This is a genomic window from Rhizobium sp. 05L429, from assembly GCF_056397645.1.
Genome location: NZ_JBFTNV010000024.1, coordinates 24,333 through 41,152, shown reverse-complemented (window position 1 = coordinate 41,152; position 16,820 = coordinate 24,333). Strand labels below are relative to the sequence as shown.

The following is a 16,820-nucleotide window of genomic DNA, read 5'->3' as shown; positions in this document are numbered from 1 at the left end:
CGCTGCCTACATCTTTTCGCGGAACATCTCGATGATGGCGGAGAAATCCCTACCGCCATTGCCGAGCTTATCGAAGAGCGCGTAAAGCTGCGCGGCCTCCGCGCCAAGTGGTGTGGATGCGCCGCTCGCAAGAGCCGCTTCCTGCGAGAGCTTCAGATCCTTCAGCATCAAGGCTGCGGCAAAACCCGGCTTGTAGTCATTATTGGCAGGCGAGGTCGGCACCGGTCCGGGCACCGGGCAATAGGTGTTGATCGACCAGCATTGGCCGGATGAGGTGGAGGCGACATCGAAAAGCGCCTGATGCGAGAGACCGAGTTTTTCGGCGAGCACGAAGGCCTCGCAGACGCCRACCATGGAAATGCCGAGGATCATGTTGTTGCAGATTTTCGCTGCCTGCCCCGCACCCGCCTCGCCGCAATGGACGATCTTCTTGCCCATGGCCTCGAGAACGGGCTTTGCCTTGGCGAAGGCTCCTTCGGAGCCGCCCGCCATGAAGGTTAGCGTTCCGGCGCTCGCCCCACCCGTGCCGCCTGAGACCGGCGCATCGAGCGACAGGCAGCCTGCGGCTTTCGCCATCTCATGCGCCTTGCGGCTGCTTTCCACATCGATGGTCGAGCAATCGATTACAAGCGTGCCCTGCGCAGCCGATTGCAGGATATCGGTCCAGGCCGTCAGTACGTGTTTGCCTTGCGGCAGCATGGTGATGACGATCTCAGCCTCCTTGACCGCCTGACTGGCATGGCTGGCCGGTTTCACGCCGCTTTCCTCAGCCGCTTTCAGCACGGGGGCGGCGAGATCGAAGCCGAGAACTTCGTGACCGGCCTTGACGAGATTGACCGCCATCGGCCCGCCCATATTGCCAAGCCCGATAAATCCGATCTTTGCCATGCTCATCTCCTATCTGTTGTCCTCGAGGATCATGGCAGCCGCCTTTTCGGCAATCATGATCGTCGGCGAATTGGTATTGCCTGACGTGATGGCCGGCATCACCGAGGCGTCCGCGATCCTCAGTCTTGCAAGCGCCCGCAATCTCAGGCGCGGATCGACGACGCTATCCCTGTCGATGCCCATGCTGCAGGTTCCGACGGGATGGAAAATCGTTGTGCCGATATCGCTTGCCGCTTTCTCCAGCTCCGCCTCGTTCTGGTAGCTCGGTCCCGGCTTGAACTCTTCCGGACGGAAACGGGCGAAAGAGGGCTGGGCCACGATCCGGCGTGTCAGCTTTATTGAACGAACAGCTATGTCGCGATCGCGCTGCGTCGAGAGGTACTTTGGGGCAATCGTCGGCTGAGCTGCAAAATCYGGACTTGAGACATGCACGAAACCGCGACTTTCCGGCCTGAGATTGCACACACTTGCCGTGATCGCAGGAAAGGTGTGAACGGGATCGCCAAACTTGTCCAACGAGACMGGCTGCACATGATATTGCAGATCGGGCGTCTCCCTATCAGGACCGGAGCGGGTAAAGATGCCGAGTTGGCTCGGCGCCATCGCCATCGGGCCAGAGCGACGCACGAGATATTCGAGCCCGATCGCCGCCTTGCCGATCAGCTTCGACGCCTTTTCGTTGAGGGTCGGTACACCCGTGACCTTGTAGGCGAGGCGAAGCTGCAGATGGTCCTGCAGGTTCTCGCCGATGCCTTTTACCTCCGCCCGCACATCGATGCCGGCCTGCTGCAACACTTCGCCCCGGCCGATACCTGACAGTTCCAGAATATGCGGCGAGCCAATGGAGCCGGCCGACAACACGGTTTCCTTCGCGGCATAGGCTCGCTTGGCCGTGCCGCGGTGCTGAAACTCGACACCGACGACGGCGCCCTCTTCAACCAGCAACCGCCGCACCTGGGCCTTCGTCATGATTGTCAGATTGCCGCGTTTCATGGCTGGGCGCAGGAAGGCCTTGGTCGCATTCCAGCGGATGCCGGAACGCTGGTTGACGTCAAAATAGCCGGAGCCTTCATTGCTGCCGCGGTTGAAATCTGCCGTTTCGGGGATGCCGGCTTCCTTGGCCGCCTTCTGGAAGGCATCGAGCACATCCCAGCGCACGCGTGCTTTCTCCACACGCCATTCGCCGCCAGCGCCATGCATTTCGTCCTCGCCCTGATAATGGTCTTCCGACTTCCGGAAAAACGGCAGCACGTCGTCCCAGCCCCAGCCGGTGCAGCCCATCTGCCGCCAGAGGTCGTAGTCGCGGGCCTGGCCGCGCATATAGATCATGCCGTTGATCGACGAGCAGCCACCGAGCACCTTGCCGCGCGGATAGTTCAGCGCTCGTCCGTTCAGCCCGGCCTCTGGTGCGGTGGTAAAACACCAGTCGGTCCGAGGATTGTTGATGCAGTAGAGATAGCCGACTGGAATGTGGATCCAGTGGTAATTGTCGTTGCCGCCCGCCTCCAGCAAGAGAACGCTGTTGTTACGGTCGGCAGACAGTCGGTTTGCGAGCACGCAGCCGGCGCTGCCTGCCCCGATGATGATATAGTCGTAGCGATCCATGGATCATGCACTCCGAAATGAGCTGCATCCCGCCTCCCCGGAGCGGGAAGGCGGGATTTCGCGGCGCCGCTGCACATCTTCCCCCGTTGCAGGAGAAGAGGTCCCCCGTTCAGCGGCGATAGACAAAACCGAGTTTACGCCCGATCCGCGAGGCGTAGAATTCACCGACGATACCGCGGCGGAAGATCAGCACGCAGATCATGAAGACGACGCCAGTGATGATGGTCACCGGAAATTCCGACGTCGCGAGATAGTTCTGCAGCGTCACGACGAGCCCGGCGCCGAAGACCGGGCCGATCAGCGTGCCGATGCCGCCAAGCAGCGTCATCAGGATCACCTCGCCCGACATCTGCCAAGCGACATCCGTCAGCGTCGCAAACTGGAAGACCAGCGCCTTGACCGACCCGGCAAGCCCGGCAAGGGCTGCTGACATCACGAAGGCGCCAAGCTTGTAGCGCGCCACGGAATAGCCGAGCGAGATCGCCCGTTGCTCGTTTTCGCGGATCGATTTCAGGATCATGCCGAAGGGCGAATTGATGAAGCGCCAGATGCTCAGAAGCCCAATCAGAAACACCGCCAGCACGAAGTAGTACATATTGGTCGAGCTGTTGAGATCAATAAAGCCGAAGAGATGGCCGCGCGGCACGGACTGGATGCCATCCTCACCTTCGGTAAATTTCGCCTGCAGGCAGAAGAAGAAGAACATTTGCGACAGTGCCAGGGTGATCATCGCGAAATAGATGCCCTGTCGGCGGATCGCGAAGAAGCCCATGACGAGACCGAGAAAGGCTGCTCCGACAACGCCGACAAGAATGCCGAACTCCGGCGGAAAGCCCCAGCTCTTCACCGTATAGGCGGTAAAATAGGCCGCCCCGCCGAAGAAGGTCGCGTGTCCGAACGAGAGCAGACCCGTATAGCCGAGCAGCAGATTGAAGGCGCAGGCAAAGAGTGCGAAGCAGAGCAGCTTCATCAGGAAGATCGGGTAGAAGAAAAACGGCGCAAGCAGCAGAAGCAGGAGCCCGATAATCAGGAACCCGGTCTGCACCGAAAGGGCGGTGCGGCTCTTTTCCGTTCGGACGGTTTCGGTGATGTCAGCCATATCACGCATCCCGGCCGAAGAGGCCCGCGGGCCTGATGAGAAGCACGATCGCCATGATGACAAAGATGACGATATTGGACGCTTCCGGATAGAAGACCTTGGTCAGGCCCTCCGCGATGCCGAGCACATACCCGGTGATGATGGCGCCCATGATCGAGCCCATGCCGCCGACCACGACCACGGCGAAGACGACGATGATCATATTCGAGCCCATCAGCGGTGAGACCTGATAGATCGGTGCCGCCAGCACGCCGGCAAAGGCGGCGAGGCTGGCCCCGAGCGCATAGGTGAAGGTCAGCAAAACCGGCACGTTGACGCCGAAGACCTGAACCAGCGTGGCATTTTCCGTCGCCGAGCGCAGATAGGCGCCGAGCTTGGTCTTTTCGATCAAAAGCCACGTCCCGATGCAGATGACGAGCGAGACGATCACCACCCATCCACGATAGATCGGCAGGAACATKAAGCCGAGGTTCATTCCGCCGGCCAGTGCCGGTGGCGTTGCATAGGGCTGGCCGGATGAGCCGTAGAGATAACGGAACGTGCCTTCGACCGCGAGCGCCAGGCCGAACGTGAAGAGCAGACCGTAGAGCGGATCGAGATCGTAGAGCCGGCGCAGGAACAGCCGTTCGACAACCGCGCCGGCAAGTCCAACGATGACAGGCGCCAGCAACAAAGACGGCCAATAGCCGATACCGAGATAATTCAGCAGCAGATAGGCGACGAAGGCGCCGAGCATATATTGGGCGCCATGCGCGAAATTGATGACGCGCAGAAGACCGAAAATGATCGCAAGACCAAGGCTCAGCAGCGCATAGAAGGACCCGTTGATCAGGCCGATCAGCAGCTGGCCGAGCAGCGCCTGTAAGGGAATGCCGAAGATCATCGTCATCGCATCACACTCCCAGAACCTTGTGCAGCACATMCATGCGCTGCGGCAGTTCACCGACCGGGAATTCCGAGACCATCTGGCCATGATCCATCAGATAGAAGCGATCGGCAATACGGCTCGCAAAGCGAAAGTTCTGCTCGACGAGAACGATGGTCATGCCGCGTTCCTTCAATGCCGTCAGTACCTCGCCGATGCGCTGAACGATCACGGGCGCCAGGCCTTCTGTCGGCTCGTCCAGCAGCAACAGGCGGACGCCGGTGCGCAGGATACGGGCAATCGCCAGCATCTGCTGCTCGCCGCCCGACAGCTTGGTGCCGGAACTCGCGCGCCGCTCATAAAGGTTCGGAAAAAGCTCGTAGATTTCATCGAGGCTCATGCCACCCGGCGCCACGACCGGTGGCAAGAGCAGGTTCTCCGAGACCGTTAGGGTCGAGAATATGCCGCGCTCTTCCGGCACGAAACCGATGCCCTTATGGGCCGTCTTGTGCAGCGGCACCTGCATCATATCCGTGCCGGCAAAGCTGATCTTGCCCTTTCGCGCACGCACGATGCCGGTGATAGTGCGCAAAGTCGTCGTCTTTCCGACGCCGTTGCGGCCGAGAATGGTGATCATCTCACCCTCGCCGACCGTCATGTCGACGCCGTGCAGGATATGGCTTTCGCCATACCAGGCGTTCAGCCCTTGGACTTCGAGAAGCGGCGCCATCAGTGGTGCTCCTCCGTGCCCATATAGGCCTGGCGCACGCGCTCGTCCTGGCTGACGGTCGCATAATCGCCCTCGGCGAGGATTTCGCCACGCTGCAGCACGGTGACATGCCGGCAGATATTGGCGACGACCGAGAGATTGTGTTCGACCATCAGTACCGCACGGTCGCGGGCGACATCGCGAATGATGGCCGAGACGACACCGACATCCTCCTGCCCCATGCCAGCCATCGGCTCGTCGAGCAGCAGCACTTTCGGATCGAGCGCCAGCGTGGTTGCGATTTCAAGKACCCGTTTACGCCCGTAGGAGAGATCGGCGGCGATATGATCGCGCTCCTTGGAAAGACCGACGCTGGCAAGCAGCTGCTCGGCCCTGTCGTTGAGTMTGTCGAGCGCCGAAAGCGGCCGCCAGAACTGCGTGGAAAGATTGTTCGGCCGCTGCAGGGCGACCCGCACATTGTCGAGTACGGACAGATGCGGAAAAACGGCTGATATCTGGAAGGAGCGAACGAGCCCCATACGCGCCACCCGGTCTGGCGGCGTCCTGGTGATATCCGTACCCATCAGCGTGATCGTGCCCGATGTCGGCTGCAGAAACTTGGTGAGCAGGTTGAAAACCGTCGTCTTGCCGGCACCATTCGGCCCGATCAGTGCATGCACGCTTGCATCATGCACATCGAGATCGACATTCTTGACGGCGGTGAAGCCGCCGAAATCGCGGCGCAGGCCGCGGGCGGAAAGCACCACCCGCGGCTTGGCCTGTGTTTCAATTGCGGAAACCGCCATATCTTATTTCACCAGATCGCAACCGCTCTTGGCGGGGTCGATATAGGCTTCCTTGCCGGGAATGGTGGCAAGAACGTTGAAGTAGTCCCACGGCTCCTTGCTTTCGGCGGGCTTCTTGACCTGCAGCAAGTACATGTCGTGGATCATGCGGCCGTTCGGGCCAACCGTGCCGCCACGGCCGAAGACGTCATCGACTGGCATTTCGTGAAGCTGTTTGGCGACGGCTTCCGTCTCGTCCGTACCAGCCTTCTGGATCGCCTTCAGATATTGCAGAACGGCCGAATAGGTGCCGGTGTGGATCATGTTCGGCATCTTGCCGGTGCGGGCGAAGAACTTCTTGGCGAATGCGCGACTGTCGTCGTCGCGGTTCCAGTAATAGCCTTCCGTCAGCGTCAGTCCTTGAGCGGCCTCAAGGCCAAGACCATGGACTTCAGCGAGCGTGAAGAGCAATGCCGCCAGATGCTGGCCGCCCTGGGTGATGCCGAATTCGGCCGCCTGCTTGATGGCGTTCGACGTATCGAGGCCGGCATTGGCAAGGCCGATCACCTTGGCACCTGATGATTGCGCCTGCAGCAGAAAGGATGAGAAGTCCTGCGTGGACAGGGGATGGCGTACCGAACCGACAACCGTGCCGCCGCTCGCTTTCACGTAATCCGTGGTCTGCTGTTCCAGTGAGTAGCCGAAGGCATAGTCCGCAGTCAGGAAGAACCAGCTGTCGCCGCCCTGTTTGACCAGCGCGCCGCCGGTGCCGACGGCGAGCGCATGGGTGTCATAGGCCCAGTGAAAGCCGTAGGGCGAGCAGGCCTTGCCGGTGAGGTCGGTCGTTGCCGCACCGGTAACGATATCGATCTTCTTCTTTTCCTTGGCCACTGCCTGCACGGCAAGCGCTACGGAAGACGTCGTCAGTTCCATGATGGCGTCGACCTGCTCGGTGTCATACCACTGGCGGGCAATATTAGAGGCGATATCGGGCTTGTTCTGGTGGTCGGCATCGACGATCTCGACCGGCATATCGAGCACTTTGCCGCCGAAATCCTCGACAGCCATCTTGGCAGCCTCGACCGAGGACTTGCCGCCGAAATCGGCATAGACGCCCGACTGATCGTTTAGAATACCGATCTTGACCTTGCCGTCGGAAACAGCCGCGCTCTGGGCGAGTACGGCTGTACTGCTAGCAAGCAAAAATGCAACGGACGCAATGAGATTCTTTCGCATTGTCTCTCCTCCCAGAGATTGGCCAGAATGCCCCTGTGCAGACAGTTGCGGCACTCTCTGTCGGACGGCATTAGACCAAAGACGTAGACGGGTTGGACGACGCCGATGAGCCATGCCTCGCAATTTACTTGGGACGATCTGCAGTTTTTTCTAGCCGTCGCCCGCACAGGCCAGCTTTCGACGGCAGCGCGGCAATTGCGCTCCAGCCATGCCACCGTCTCACGCCGCATCGACCGGCTGGAATTTGCGTTGAAGGTAAAGCTTTTCGAGCGGAACCCGCGCGGCTACGTGCTGACCGCCATGGGCGCGCGCTTTGTCGAAACCGCCGAAAAGATGGAACAGGAAACGGAACGGTTGCGAGCCGATCTCGCTGACGGTTCGCTAAGCCAACGCGGTCTCGTACGCCYCAGCGCCCCGGAAGGCTTTGCCAACTTCTTCTTTGCGACGGTGTTGCCGCAATTTGCAGCCCGTCACCCGCATCTGGCGCTGGAACTCGTCACCATCCAGCAGATCATGTCTCTCTCGCGCAAGGAGGCGGATATTTCCGTTGTTCTCGACGAGCCGAAGGGCGGTCCTTATTTTGCGGAAAAGCTGACCGACTATCATCTGCAGGTCTACGCCTCGCGCGACTATCTTGCCCGCGCGGCCCCCATCAGGACGCGTGACGACCTGCTGAACCATCCCTTCATCAGCTATATCGAGGAAATGATCTTCGCGCCGGGCCTCGATTATCTCGGCGACGTACATMCGCGCATCAAGCCGCAGTTCCAGAGTTCGAGCATCTTCGCGCAGCTGACGGCCACCAGAAATGGCCTCGGCCTTGGCATCCTGCCCTATTTTTTCGCCTGCCGTTATCCTGAACTGGTGCGCGTGCTGCCCGACGAGATCGACCTCAAGCGCCACTACTGGATCACCTGCCATCGCGATCTCAAGCAGGCGCCGCGCGTGCGCGCTGTCATCGACTTCCTGCGCGAAGCCGTCCGCAGCGAGGATGTCTGTTTCATCCCGCCCTATATAGGCGTGCCCGCCCCGACACGGAAAGCAAAGGCCGAGACCTGACTATTTCAGGAATTCGGCGCGGTGCGGGGTGAAGGTGTCGATCAGTCGGCCCTTCTCCAGCGCCTTGACGCCGTGTACGAGATTGGGCGGAACGATGAAGCTGCCGCCTTGCTTCAACACTTCGGTGCGGCCGTCGATCGTGACTTCGAAGCTGCCTTCGGCCACATAACTTGCCTGGATATGCGGATGGAAATGCGCCGCACCCACAGCGCCCGGCTCGAAGGCGACTTCAACCATCATCATCTCGGGCAAATAGGCCATGATGCGCCGCGTCACGCCCGGCTCAGGGTTAACCCATTCGGCCCCTTCGGCCGATACAAAGAGATCACTCGATGACATGTCTGCCTCCTCACACGAAAATCTGTCTGGCCCGAATCCATCCGGCCGGAATCCATCGGCCGCAAACTGGCGTAACGATCCGCATTTGAAAAGACGACTTCTGCATCTTTGGTGCAATAGTCGCTTGTGTTGACGCCGCCAGTCGGCGGGTCTATGCGACCTTAAATCAGGCATGCCTGAATAATGGGCCCTGAACCGTGGTGAGGAGACTGGACATGCAGCATACGCGCGAAGTTTTCGACTGGGCCGATCCCTTCCGGCTTGTGGAGCAACTGACCGACGAGGAGCGCATGGTGCAGGACACCGCCCATGCATACGCGCAGGAAAAGCTCGCGCCCCGCGTTCTCGAAGCCTTTCGTCACGAGAAGACCGATCCCGAGATCTTCCGCGAGATGGGCGAACTCGGCCTTCTCGGCCCGACGATCGATCCGAAATATGGCGGCGCCGGCCTCGGCTATGTCGCCTATGGTCTGATCGCGCGCGAGGTTGAGCGCGTCGACAGCGGCTATCGCTCGATGATGAGCGTGCAATCCTCCCTCGTCATGGTGCCGATCGACGCTTTCGGCTCCGAGGAGCAGAAGAAGAAGTATCTGCCGAAACTTGCGACCGGCGAATGGATCGGCTGCTTTGGCCTGACGGAACCCAATCACGGCTCCGATCCGGGCTCCATGGCGACGCGGGCAAGGAAGGTCGATGGCGGCTATAGCCTGACCGGCTCCAAGACCTGGATTTCGAATGCACCGATCGCCGATGTCTTCGTCGTCTGGGCAAAGACCGAGGACGGGCTGATCCGCGGCTTCATCCTGGAAAAAGGCTGGAAGGGGCTCTCTGCGCCGAAGATCCAGGGCAAGGTTGGGCTTCGCGCCTCGATAACAGGCGAAGTCGTGATGGACGAGGTCTTCGTGCCGGAAGAAAACCTGCTGCCCGACGTCACCGGCCTCAAGGGACCTTTCACATGCCTCAACTCGGCCCGCTTCGGCATCGCGTGGGGCGCGCTGGGTGCTGCCGAGGCTTGCTACGCCATGGCTCGGCAATATACGCTCGACCGCCAGCAGTTCGGCCGTCCGCTTGCCGCCAACCAACTCATCCAGAAGAAACTTGCCGACATGGCGACGGAAATCTCGCTCGGGCTTCAAGGATGTTTGCGGCTCGGCCGCATGAAGGAAGAGGGCCATCCGCCGGTCGAGCTGACCTCCATCCTGAAGCGCAATTCCTGCGGCAAGGCGCTGGATATTGCCCGCGCAGCCCGCGACATGCTGGGCGGCAACGGCATTTCGGATGAGTTCGGCGTTGCCCGCCATCTCGTCAATCTGGAGGTGGTCAACACCTATGAGGGAACGCATKACATTCATGCGCTCATTCTCGGCCGCGCGATCACGGGCATTGCCTCCTTCTCCAACTAATTCGGCCGCACACAAGGCGAATTGCAACGGAGTTAACAATGTGCAAACCTCCCCTCACCGCGGCAGAATGGCCGGCGGTGCAAGGGGGATTTGCCTATGTTTCTGCTGCTCRCACTCCTGATCGGTGTCGTTGCCGGTCTTCGCGCCATGACTGCACCGGCCGCTGTCGCCTGGGGTGCCGCACTCGGCTGGTACGATCTCTCTCAGACGCCGCTTGCTTTCATGGGCTACCAGTGGACACCTTGGATCTTCACCATACTGGCTGTCGTTGAGCTCATTACCGACCAGTTGCCCACCACGCCGTCACGCAAGGTGCCGATCCAGTTCGGCGCCCGCATCGTCATGGGCGCGCTTTCCGGCGCCGTGATCGGGGCAGCCAGCAGCCTGCTCTTCGGTGGCCTGATCGCCGGCATTATCGGCGCTGTCATCGGCACGCTTGGCGGGGCTGCTGTTCGCGGCAGGCTCGCAGCCTCCTTCGGCCAGGATCGCCCGGCGGCCCTGATCGAAGACGCCGTCGCCATCATCGGTGCAATCATCATCGTAGCAGCAGTCTGATGAAGACCTTCGACGCGATCTTCATCGGCGCCGGCCAAGCGGGCCCGTTCCTGGCCGCCCGCATGGCGGAAAAAGGTATGAAGGTGGCGCTGATCGAACGCAAGTTCCTCGGCGGCACCTGTGTCAATGCCGGTTGCATGCCGACGAAGACGCTGGTGGCAAGTGCGCGTGCCGCCCAGGTGGCGCGGCGCGGGGCCGAGTACGGCGTGCAGATACCGGGCGAGATCGCAATCGACATGAAGACGGTGCGTGGGCGAGCCGAGACGGTTACCATGAATGCGCGAAACGGCCTGAGCGGCTGGTTCGACGGCATAAAAACCATGACCGTCATCTACGGCCATGCCCGCTTCACGGCTCCCAAGGAAGTCGCCGTCAACGGCGAGACGCTGACCGCACCGAAGATCTTTCTGAATGTCGGCGCGCGGCCGACGATCCCCGACACGCCGGGCCTTGCCGACATCGATTACCTGACCAGCACCGGCATCATTCATCTCGACAGTCTGCCCAAGCATCTCGCCGTCATCGGCGGCAGTTATATCGGCCTGGAATTCGCGCAGATGTATCGGCGCTTCGGAGCAGACGTGACCGTGATCGAGCGCGGCCCGAAGCTCGCCTCCAGAGAGGATGAGGATATTTCTGATGCGATCGCCGATATCCTCAGATCCGAGGGCATAAAAATCCATACCGACGTCAACAACATCAGCTTCGCAAAGAGTGCCAACGGTGCAACCATCACGGTCGATTCCGAAACGATCGAGGCAAGCCATGTACTTGTTGCCACCGGCCGCACGCCGAATACCGACGATCTCGGCCTCGATGTTGCGGGCGTAGCCACCGACAAGCACGGCTTCATCACCGTAGACGACCGGCTCGCCACCAATGTGGACAGCATCTGGGCGCTTGGTGATTGCAACGGCCACGGCGCTTTCACCMATACATCCTACAACGACTTCGAAATAGCTGCCGCCAACCTGCTCGACGGCGGGGACCGAAAGGTTTCGAGCCGTATTCCGGCCTATGCGCTTTACATCGACCCGCCACTCGGCCGCGTCGGCATGACGGAAAAGCAGGCCCGCGCTTCCGGCCGCAAGATCCTGGTCTCGACCCGCCCGATGAGCCGGGTCGGTCGTGCCAACGAGCGCGGCGAAACCAAGGGCTTCATGAAGGTAATCGCCGATGCCGAAACAAAGGAAATCCTCGGTGCCGCGATCCTCGGCATCGAGGGAGATGAGGCGATTCACGGCTTCATCGATGCCATGAACGCCGGCACGACCTATCCGGTGCTGCAATGGTCCATGCCGATCCATCCAACCGTCTCGGAATTGATTCCGACGCTGCTCGGCGACCTGAAGGCGGTCTGATCCGACAACGGTACAGCGCTAGCTCGGCATCGCAATCAGTAACGAGGCAGGCCAGATGTCCATCGAGCTTATGATCGAGAATTACGGCCTCCCGGCCATCTTTCTCGGCACCGCCTTTGAGGGTGAGACAGCGGCCTTTCTCGGCGGCGTCATCGCGCATCGCGGCCTTCTGACCTATTGGGCCGCCTCAATGGCGGCTTCGGCAGGGTCCTTTGCCGGCGATCAGATGTGGTTCTTCGYCGGTCGCTACGCAGCCCAATGGAGYTTCGTTCGTCGCCTCATGGAAACGCCGGCGCTGGCGCGGGTGACACAGCTTCTCGAAAAATACCCGACGGGCYTCATCTTCGTGTTCCGCTTTCTGGTGGGATTGCGAACAATCAGCCCGATCGTGATCGGCACGACGCGCATATCGACGCAGAAGTTCCTCGTCATCAATCTTCTGGCAGCGCTGGTCTGGGGCCAGATTTTCACCGCACTCGGCTATGCCTTCGGGCATGGGATAGAACAGATGCTCGGTCGCCTTCCGCTACACAACCATCTTCTGATCGCACTCGCAGCCGCGGCCGTCATCGCGGCCGCGGTGCTGCTCCACAGGATGAAACCGTTCACAAGGCACCCCTAGGGGCACCTTACTCCATGACGATCTGCAGCTTGACGTCATCAGGGCGCGCCTCGACCGCGCGGTCGAAAGCCTTGATCGAATTTTCGAAGGTGAAGGTCTCGGAGATCAGCGGCTTGAGATCAACGCGGCCCGATCCCAGAAGCGCGATCGAGCGCTCGTACTGGTGCGCATAGCGGAACACCGTCTCGATGCGGATTTCCTTGGTGGAAGCCGTGGAGACGTCGAAGCCGATCGGATTGACCGGAAGGCCGACGACAACGATGACGCCGCCCGGACGTGGCAGGGCCATGATCGTCTCCCACGCCTTCGGCGAACCGGAGCATTCGAAGACCACGTCGGCCCCCCAGCCATCGGTCAATCGGCTGACTTCCTCGGCAAGGTTCTTCTCGCGGATATTGACCGGGATAACGCCCTGATACCGGGCGGCGATATCGAGCTTCGGCTGGGCGAGGTCGGCGACAATCGCGCGGGCGCAACCACCGGCAAGGGCGGCAATCGCTACCATCGTGCCGATCGGACCGGCGCCGAGAACAACTGCGGTATCGCCGGGTGCGATCTTCGCCTTGGTCGCGGCCTGCATGCCGACCGCAAAAGGCTCGACCATCGCACCTTCGGCAAAGCTGACATTGTCGGGTAGCTTGAACGTATAGTTGGCGGGATGCACGACCTCAGGCGTCAGCACGCCATGGATCGGCGGCGTCGCCCAGAAGGCGACAGCAGGATCGATATTGTACATGCCGAGCCGGCTCGCCTTGGAATTGGGATCGGGAATGCCGGGTTCCATGCAGACGCGGTCGCCGACCCTCAGATGCGTCACACCGGCACCGACCTCGACCACCGTGCCTGCCGCCTCATGGCCGAGTACCATAGGCTCGTTGACGACGAAGGGGCCGATCTTGCCATGCGTGTAATAGTGCACATCAGAGCCGCAGACGCCCACGGTATGGATCTTGATCTTCACCTGCCCGGGTCCCGTCTCCAGAGGCAGATCGATATCGCGAAGCGCAAGCTCATGCTGGCGCTCCAGTACCAGCGCACGGACTTTTGTCATGATCGGTTTCCTTCCCTATGGCTCCCGCGATTCATGGGATGCCCTTGCGGCCGACTATAAGACCGCAACGCCCAGCAATTCAATCATATCCAGGAGGCTTTTGCTCAATATATGACGAAATGCTCACACGCTTATCACCCGAAAGATAGGCGCTCCCTAGACGTCCGTATGATTTCGCCAGAGCTCGCCGAGGACTATATTTCTGTTCAAGGATCACGGCAAAGTGGAAGGAGAAAGCAATGAAGCACGACAACGACAATGTCGCCAGGAATTCGGCTTCCAACTCGCAGATAACAAGACGGCTCCGCGAATTTTGGCGCAACCTGGTCGATGAAGCGGTCGCAACACTCCGACAAGGGCGCCAGCCACAGCCGCTGCTGCAGCCGGTGCGGGTTATTGCAAGGATGCGGGATCGAAATCGGCCCCAGCAGCGTTATTAGGCATACGCCGGCATGGCGTGACGGGGCATGACGCTCCCGGCACCATGCGGATCGGCAATCCAAGGAAGACCGTCATGAAATCGATTGTGTCATTCTGCCTATTCGCATCGCTTCTCTTTGCCGCAAACGAGGCTTCAGCGGCGATCGAGGAAGCATCGCTTCCGCCGCCACAGCAGGAAGAACAGCTGGTGCCGGCGAACCTCGAACTCACCTTTACCGGGCCAGTCGATCTTACGCGCTCGACAGCCATCCTGCTCGACGCGCAGGGCACGGCATTGCCCACGGGCAAGCCATTCCTCTCCGGCCCCGAAGGATCCGTCTTCAAGATCCCGCTCGATCCTTCGATGGCACCCGGCCTCTACACGCTCAACTGGCGCGTCCTCTCGATGGACGGTCATAGCGCCGAAGGCCACTACCAGTTCAAGGTCGATCCTTGAACCCACCAACATTGCGCTGTTCGATATCGCGCCGTGCCCTCGAGGCACGGCTTTTTGTTTATACCGACCTGCCGATGGCGCCCCAATTCCGGCTTCGAGCGCATAAAGGCATTTATAAGATTTTTATATTGATGCCTCCTGCCCAATCTCGAACCTTTATGCACTTCGGCCGCATATTAATGTCCGAGAGATCGCAAAGATCATCTCCACGCCAGAAAGCATAAAAGGTGCCGCCCCGCCAGGATGGCGCCCTTTGTCTTGTCTGACTCCAAGAATAACAAACCGGAGTCAAGATCGATGATGGATATAATTCTACTCGGCACTGCAGTCGTATTCTTCGGACTATGCTTTGCCTATACGCGCGCCTGCGACAGGCTTTGAAGGAGACACCAATGACCCTCGATTATATCTTGAGCGGTGCCGTGACCGTGTTTCTCACCGTCTACCTCACCTACGCCCTCATCCGCCCAGAACGTTTCTGAAAGAGCCGGCGCTTCTGATCGAAGCAGCCGGGTACTGAAAGTTTCCTCCCATGACCCTCAACGGATGGCTTCAGATCCTGCTTTATTGCGGGATCGTCCTTGTGCTCGTCAAACCGCTCGGCGGTTACATGACGCGTGTCTTCAGTGGCGAGCGCACATTCCTCTCACCGGTCCTCGTTCCGATCGAACGGGGGCTTTACGCCGTTGCCGGCACCAGCGAGCGCGAAGATCAGCACTGGACCTCCTATGCCTTCGCCATGCTGATGTTCAATCTGCTCGGCGTCATCGTGCTTTACGCACTGATGCGTCTGCAGGGCGCGCTGCCCTATAACCCGGCCGGCATGACTGCGGTCGGACCGGAGCTTTCCTTCAACACCGCTACCAGCTTCGTCTCCAACACCAACTGGCAGAATTACGGTGGCGAAAGCACGATGTCCTACCTGACGCAGATGATGGGCCTCACGGTTCAGAATTTCGTGTCGGCTGCGACCGGCATGGCGATCGCCGTTGCCTTCATCCGCGCTTTCTCGCGCGCATCGGGCAAGGCGATCGGCAATTTCTGGGTCGATATGATCCGCGCGACGCTCTACATCCTGCTGCCGATCTGCATCGTGCTGACGCTCGCCTATGTCGGGCTCGGCGTGCCGCAGACACTTGGCCCCTACGTCGATGCCACGACGCTGGAAGGCGCCAAGCAGACGATCGCCGTCGGGCCCGTCGCCTCGCAGCTTGCCATCAAGATGCTCGGCACCAATGGCGGTGGCTTCTTCAACACCAACTCCGCCCATCCGTTCGAAAACCCGGACGCGATTTCCAACCTCATCCAGATGGTATCGATCTTCGCGATCGGTGCGGCGCTCACCAACGTCTTCGGACGCATGGTCGGCAACCAGCGCCAGGGCTGGGCAATCCTCGCCACAATGGGCATCCTCTTCATCGTCGGCGTCGGCATCACCTACTGGGCGGAAGCTGCCGGCAACCCGCTGATGCATGCCTTCGGCTTGCAGGGCGGCAACATGGAAGGGAAGGAAGTCCGCTTCGGCATCACCTTGTCCTCACTGTTTGCGGTCATCACCACGGCKGCCTCCTGCGGAGCGGTCAATGCCATGCATGGCAGCTTCACCGCGCTCGGCGGCCTGATCCMACTCATCAACATGCAGCTCGGCGAAGTCATCGTCGGCGGTGTCGGTGCTGGCTTCTACGGTATCCTGCTCTTCATCATCGTCGCCGTCTTCGTGGCGGGCCTCATGGTCGGCCGTACGCCGGAATATCTAGGCAAGAAGATCGAGGCGAAGGAAATGAAGATGGCCGTTCTTGCCATCCTCTGCCTGCCGCTCGCCATGCTGGTCTTCACCGCGATCGCAAGCGTGCTGCCCTCGGCAGTTGCCTCGATCGGCACGGCCGGCCCGCACGGTTTCTCCGAAATCCTCTATGCCTATACGTCGGCTGCGGCCAACAACGGCTCGGCTTTCGGCGGCCTGACCGGAAACACACCCTGGTACAACATCACGCTCGGTTTCGGCATGCTCATGGGCCGCTTCCTCGTCATCATCCCGGCTCTTGCGATTGCCGGCTCGCTGGTCACGAAGAAGACGGTTCCGGCCTCGGCAGGCACCTTCCCGACGGACGGCCCTCTCTTCGTCGGCCTGCTCATCGGCACGATCCTCATCGTCGGTGGTCTCACCTTCTTCCCGGCACTGGCCCTCGGTCCTGTTGTCGAGCACCTGGTCATGATCGCCGGCCAGACCTTCTGAGGTGGGTGTCATGATTATCCGTCACAGGCTCCGAAAAGCCTTCCATCCACGTCCCGGTCTGCCGGGGCGTGGAGCCCAGCGGATGCCGCGCGCCTCCGACATCATCCTGGTGATGATGGCAGGCCTGCTC

The 16,820-nt window shown here is 60.4% G+C and carries 17 protein-coding genes; 8 read left to right on the top strand and 9 right to left on the bottom strand.

Going from position 1 to position 16,820, the window contains the following annotated elements; all coding sequences use genetic code 11:
* Positions 1-6 precede the first annotated feature (6 nt).
* The 7 genes from mmsB to AC1DNW_RS23195 form a co-directional block, all read right to left on the bottom strand.
* Positions 7-888 (bottom strand): 3-hydroxyisobutyrate dehydrogenase, encoded by an 882-nt coding sequence (gene mmsB / locus AC1DNW_RS23225; RefSeq protein ID WP_477854486.1) that lies wholly within the window; start codon positions 886-888, stop codon positions 7-9.
* Positions 889-897: 9 nt separating this feature from the next.
* Complete coding sequence (locus tag AC1DNW_RS23220; protein ID WP_477854485.1) at positions 898-2,493, bottom strand: GMC family oxidoreductase; 1,596 nt, start codon at positions 2,491-2,493, stop codon at positions 898-900.
* A gap of 109 nt (positions 2,494-2,602) precedes the next feature.
* The gene (locus AC1DNW_RS23215; RefSeq protein WP_477854484.1) at positions 2,603-3,592 is read right to left on the bottom strand and encodes a branched-chain amino acid ABC transporter permease; all 990 of its coding nucleotides are present in this window, start codon (positions 3,590-3,592) and stop codon (positions 2,603-2,605) included.
* 1 nt (position 3,593) lies between these two features.
* Entirely contained in the window at positions 3,594-4,481 is an 888-nt protein-coding gene (locus AC1DNW_RS23210; protein ID WP_477854483.1) for a branched-chain amino acid ABC transporter permease, read from the bottom strand.
* A gap of 4 nt (positions 4,482-4,485) precedes the next feature.
* The gene (locus AC1DNW_RS23205; protein WP_477854482.1) at positions 4,486-5,187 is read right to left on the bottom strand and encodes an ABC transporter ATP-binding protein; all 702 of its coding nucleotides are present in this window, start codon (positions 5,185-5,187) and stop codon (positions 4,486-4,488) included.
* Entirely contained in the window at positions 5,187-5,972 is a 786-nt protein-coding gene (locus AC1DNW_RS23200) for an ABC transporter ATP-binding protein (RefSeq protein WP_477854481.1), read from the bottom strand. The genes AC1DNW_RS23205 and AC1DNW_RS23200 overlap by 1 nt, the downstream gene beginning before the upstream one ends.
* 3 nt (positions 5,973-5,975) lie before the next feature.
* Entirely contained in the window at positions 5,976-7,187 is a 1,212-nt protein-coding gene (locus AC1DNW_RS23195; protein ID WP_113307869.1) for an ABC transporter substrate-binding protein, read from the bottom strand.
* A gap of 105 nt (positions 7,188-7,292) precedes the next feature.
* Here AC1DNW_RS23195 and AC1DNW_RS23190 point away from each other — a divergent pair, with 105 nt between their 5' ends.
* Positions 7,293-8,246, top strand: coding sequence for a LysR family transcriptional regulator (locus AC1DNW_RS23190; protein ID WP_477854480.1), 954 nt, complete (start codon positions 7,293-7,295; stop codon positions 8,244-8,246).
* Here the strand turns inward: AC1DNW_RS23190 and AC1DNW_RS23185 are convergent, their stop codons facing one another.
* Positions 8,247-8,585 carry a cupin domain-containing protein gene (locus AC1DNW_RS23185; RefSeq protein WP_113301798.1) on the bottom strand — a complete coding sequence of 113 codons (339 nt, stop codon included), beginning with the start codon at positions 8,583-8,585 and terminating at the stop codon, positions 8,247-8,249. It abuts the gene before it with no gap.
* Positions 8,586-8,800: 215 nt separating this feature from the next.
* Between AC1DNW_RS23185 and AC1DNW_RS23180 the strand changes: the two genes are divergently transcribed.
* From AC1DNW_RS23180 to AC1DNW_RS23165, 4 genes are all read left to right on the top strand, one after another.
* On the top strand, positions 8,801-9,988 hold the full coding sequence (locus AC1DNW_RS23180) for an acyl-CoA dehydrogenase (protein ID WP_477854479.1): 1,188 nt from the start codon (positions 8,801-8,803) through the stop codon (positions 9,986-9,988).
* Positions 9,989-10,084: 96 nt separating this feature from the next.
* Positions 10,085-10,543: a DUF4126 family protein gene (locus AC1DNW_RS23175; RefSeq protein ID WP_477854478.1), complete on the top strand. Its 459-nt coding sequence runs from the start codon at positions 10,085-10,087 to the stop codon at positions 10,541-10,543.
* Positions 10,543-11,904, top strand: coding sequence for an FAD-containing oxidoreductase (locus AC1DNW_RS23170; protein WP_477854477.1), 1,362 nt, complete (start codon positions 10,543-10,545; stop codon positions 11,902-11,904). Before AC1DNW_RS23175 ends, AC1DNW_RS23170 begins: the two co-directional genes overlap by 1 nt.
* A 55-nt stretch (positions 11,905-11,959) precedes the next feature.
* The gene (locus AC1DNW_RS23165) at positions 11,960-12,526 is read left to right on the top strand and encodes a DedA family protein (RefSeq protein ID WP_477854476.1); all 567 of its coding nucleotides are present in this window, start codon (positions 11,960-11,962) and stop codon (positions 12,524-12,526) included.
* Positions 12,527-12,533: 7 nt separating this feature from the next.
* Here the strand turns inward: AC1DNW_RS23165 and AC1DNW_RS23160 are convergent, their stop codons facing one another.
* Positions 12,534-13,577, bottom strand: coding sequence for an NAD(P)-dependent alcohol dehydrogenase (locus AC1DNW_RS23160; RefSeq protein ID WP_477854475.1), 1,044 nt, complete (start codon positions 13,575-13,577; stop codon positions 12,534-12,536).
* Positions 13,578-14,091: 514 nt separating this feature from the next.
* Here AC1DNW_RS23160 and AC1DNW_RS23155 point away from each other — a divergent pair.
* The 3 genes from AC1DNW_RS23155 to kdpA all read left to right on the top strand — a co-directional run bounded on the left by AC1DNW_RS23155 (position 14,092) and on the right by kdpA (position 16,690).
* The gene (locus AC1DNW_RS23155; RefSeq protein WP_113301813.1) at positions 14,092-14,454 is read left to right on the top strand and encodes a copper resistance CopC family protein; all 363 of its coding nucleotides are present in this window, start codon (positions 14,092-14,094) and stop codon (positions 14,452-14,454) included.
* Between the two features lie 392 nt (positions 14,455-14,846).
* Positions 14,847-14,936 carry a K(+)-transporting ATPase subunit F gene (locus AC1DNW_RS23150; RefSeq protein WP_016556800.1) on the top strand — a complete coding sequence of 30 codons (90 nt, stop codon included), beginning with the start codon at positions 14,847-14,849 and terminating at the stop codon, positions 14,934-14,936.
* 50 nt (positions 14,937-14,986) lie between these two features.
* Complete coding sequence (gene kdpA / locus AC1DNW_RS23145) at positions 14,987-16,690, top strand: potassium-transporting ATPase subunit KdpA (protein ID WP_477854474.1); 1,704 nt, start codon at positions 14,987-14,989, stop codon at positions 16,688-16,690.
* Positions 16,691-16,820: the final 130 nt, after the last annotated feature.

Bases quoted from the DNA above. Each gene is read 5' to 3' on its own strand.
- AC1DNW_RS23215 (WP_477854484.1), bottom strand. From the start codon at position 3,592: ATGGCTGACATCACCGAAACCGTCCGAACGGAAAAGAGCCGCACCGCC.
- AC1DNW_RS23185 (WP_113301798.1), bottom strand. From the start codon at position 8,585: ATGTCATCGAGTGATCTCTTTGTATCGGCCGAAGGGGCCGAATGGGTT.
- AC1DNW_RS23155 (WP_113301813.1), top strand. From the start codon at position 14,092: ATGAAATCGATTGTGTCATTCTGCCTATTCGCATCGCTTCTCTTTGCC.
- AC1DNW_RS23160 (WP_477854475.1), bottom strand. From the start codon at position 13,577: ATGACAAAAGTCCGTGCGCTGGTACTGGAGCGCCAGCATGAGCTTGCG.
- AC1DNW_RS23150 (WP_016556800.1), top strand. From the start codon at position 14,847: ATGACCCTCGATTATATCTTGAGCGGTGCCGTGACCGTGTTTCTCACC.
- AC1DNW_RS23195 (WP_113307869.1), bottom strand. From the start codon at position 7,187: ATGCGAAAGAATCTCATTGCGTCCGTTGCATTTTTGCTTGCTAGCAGT.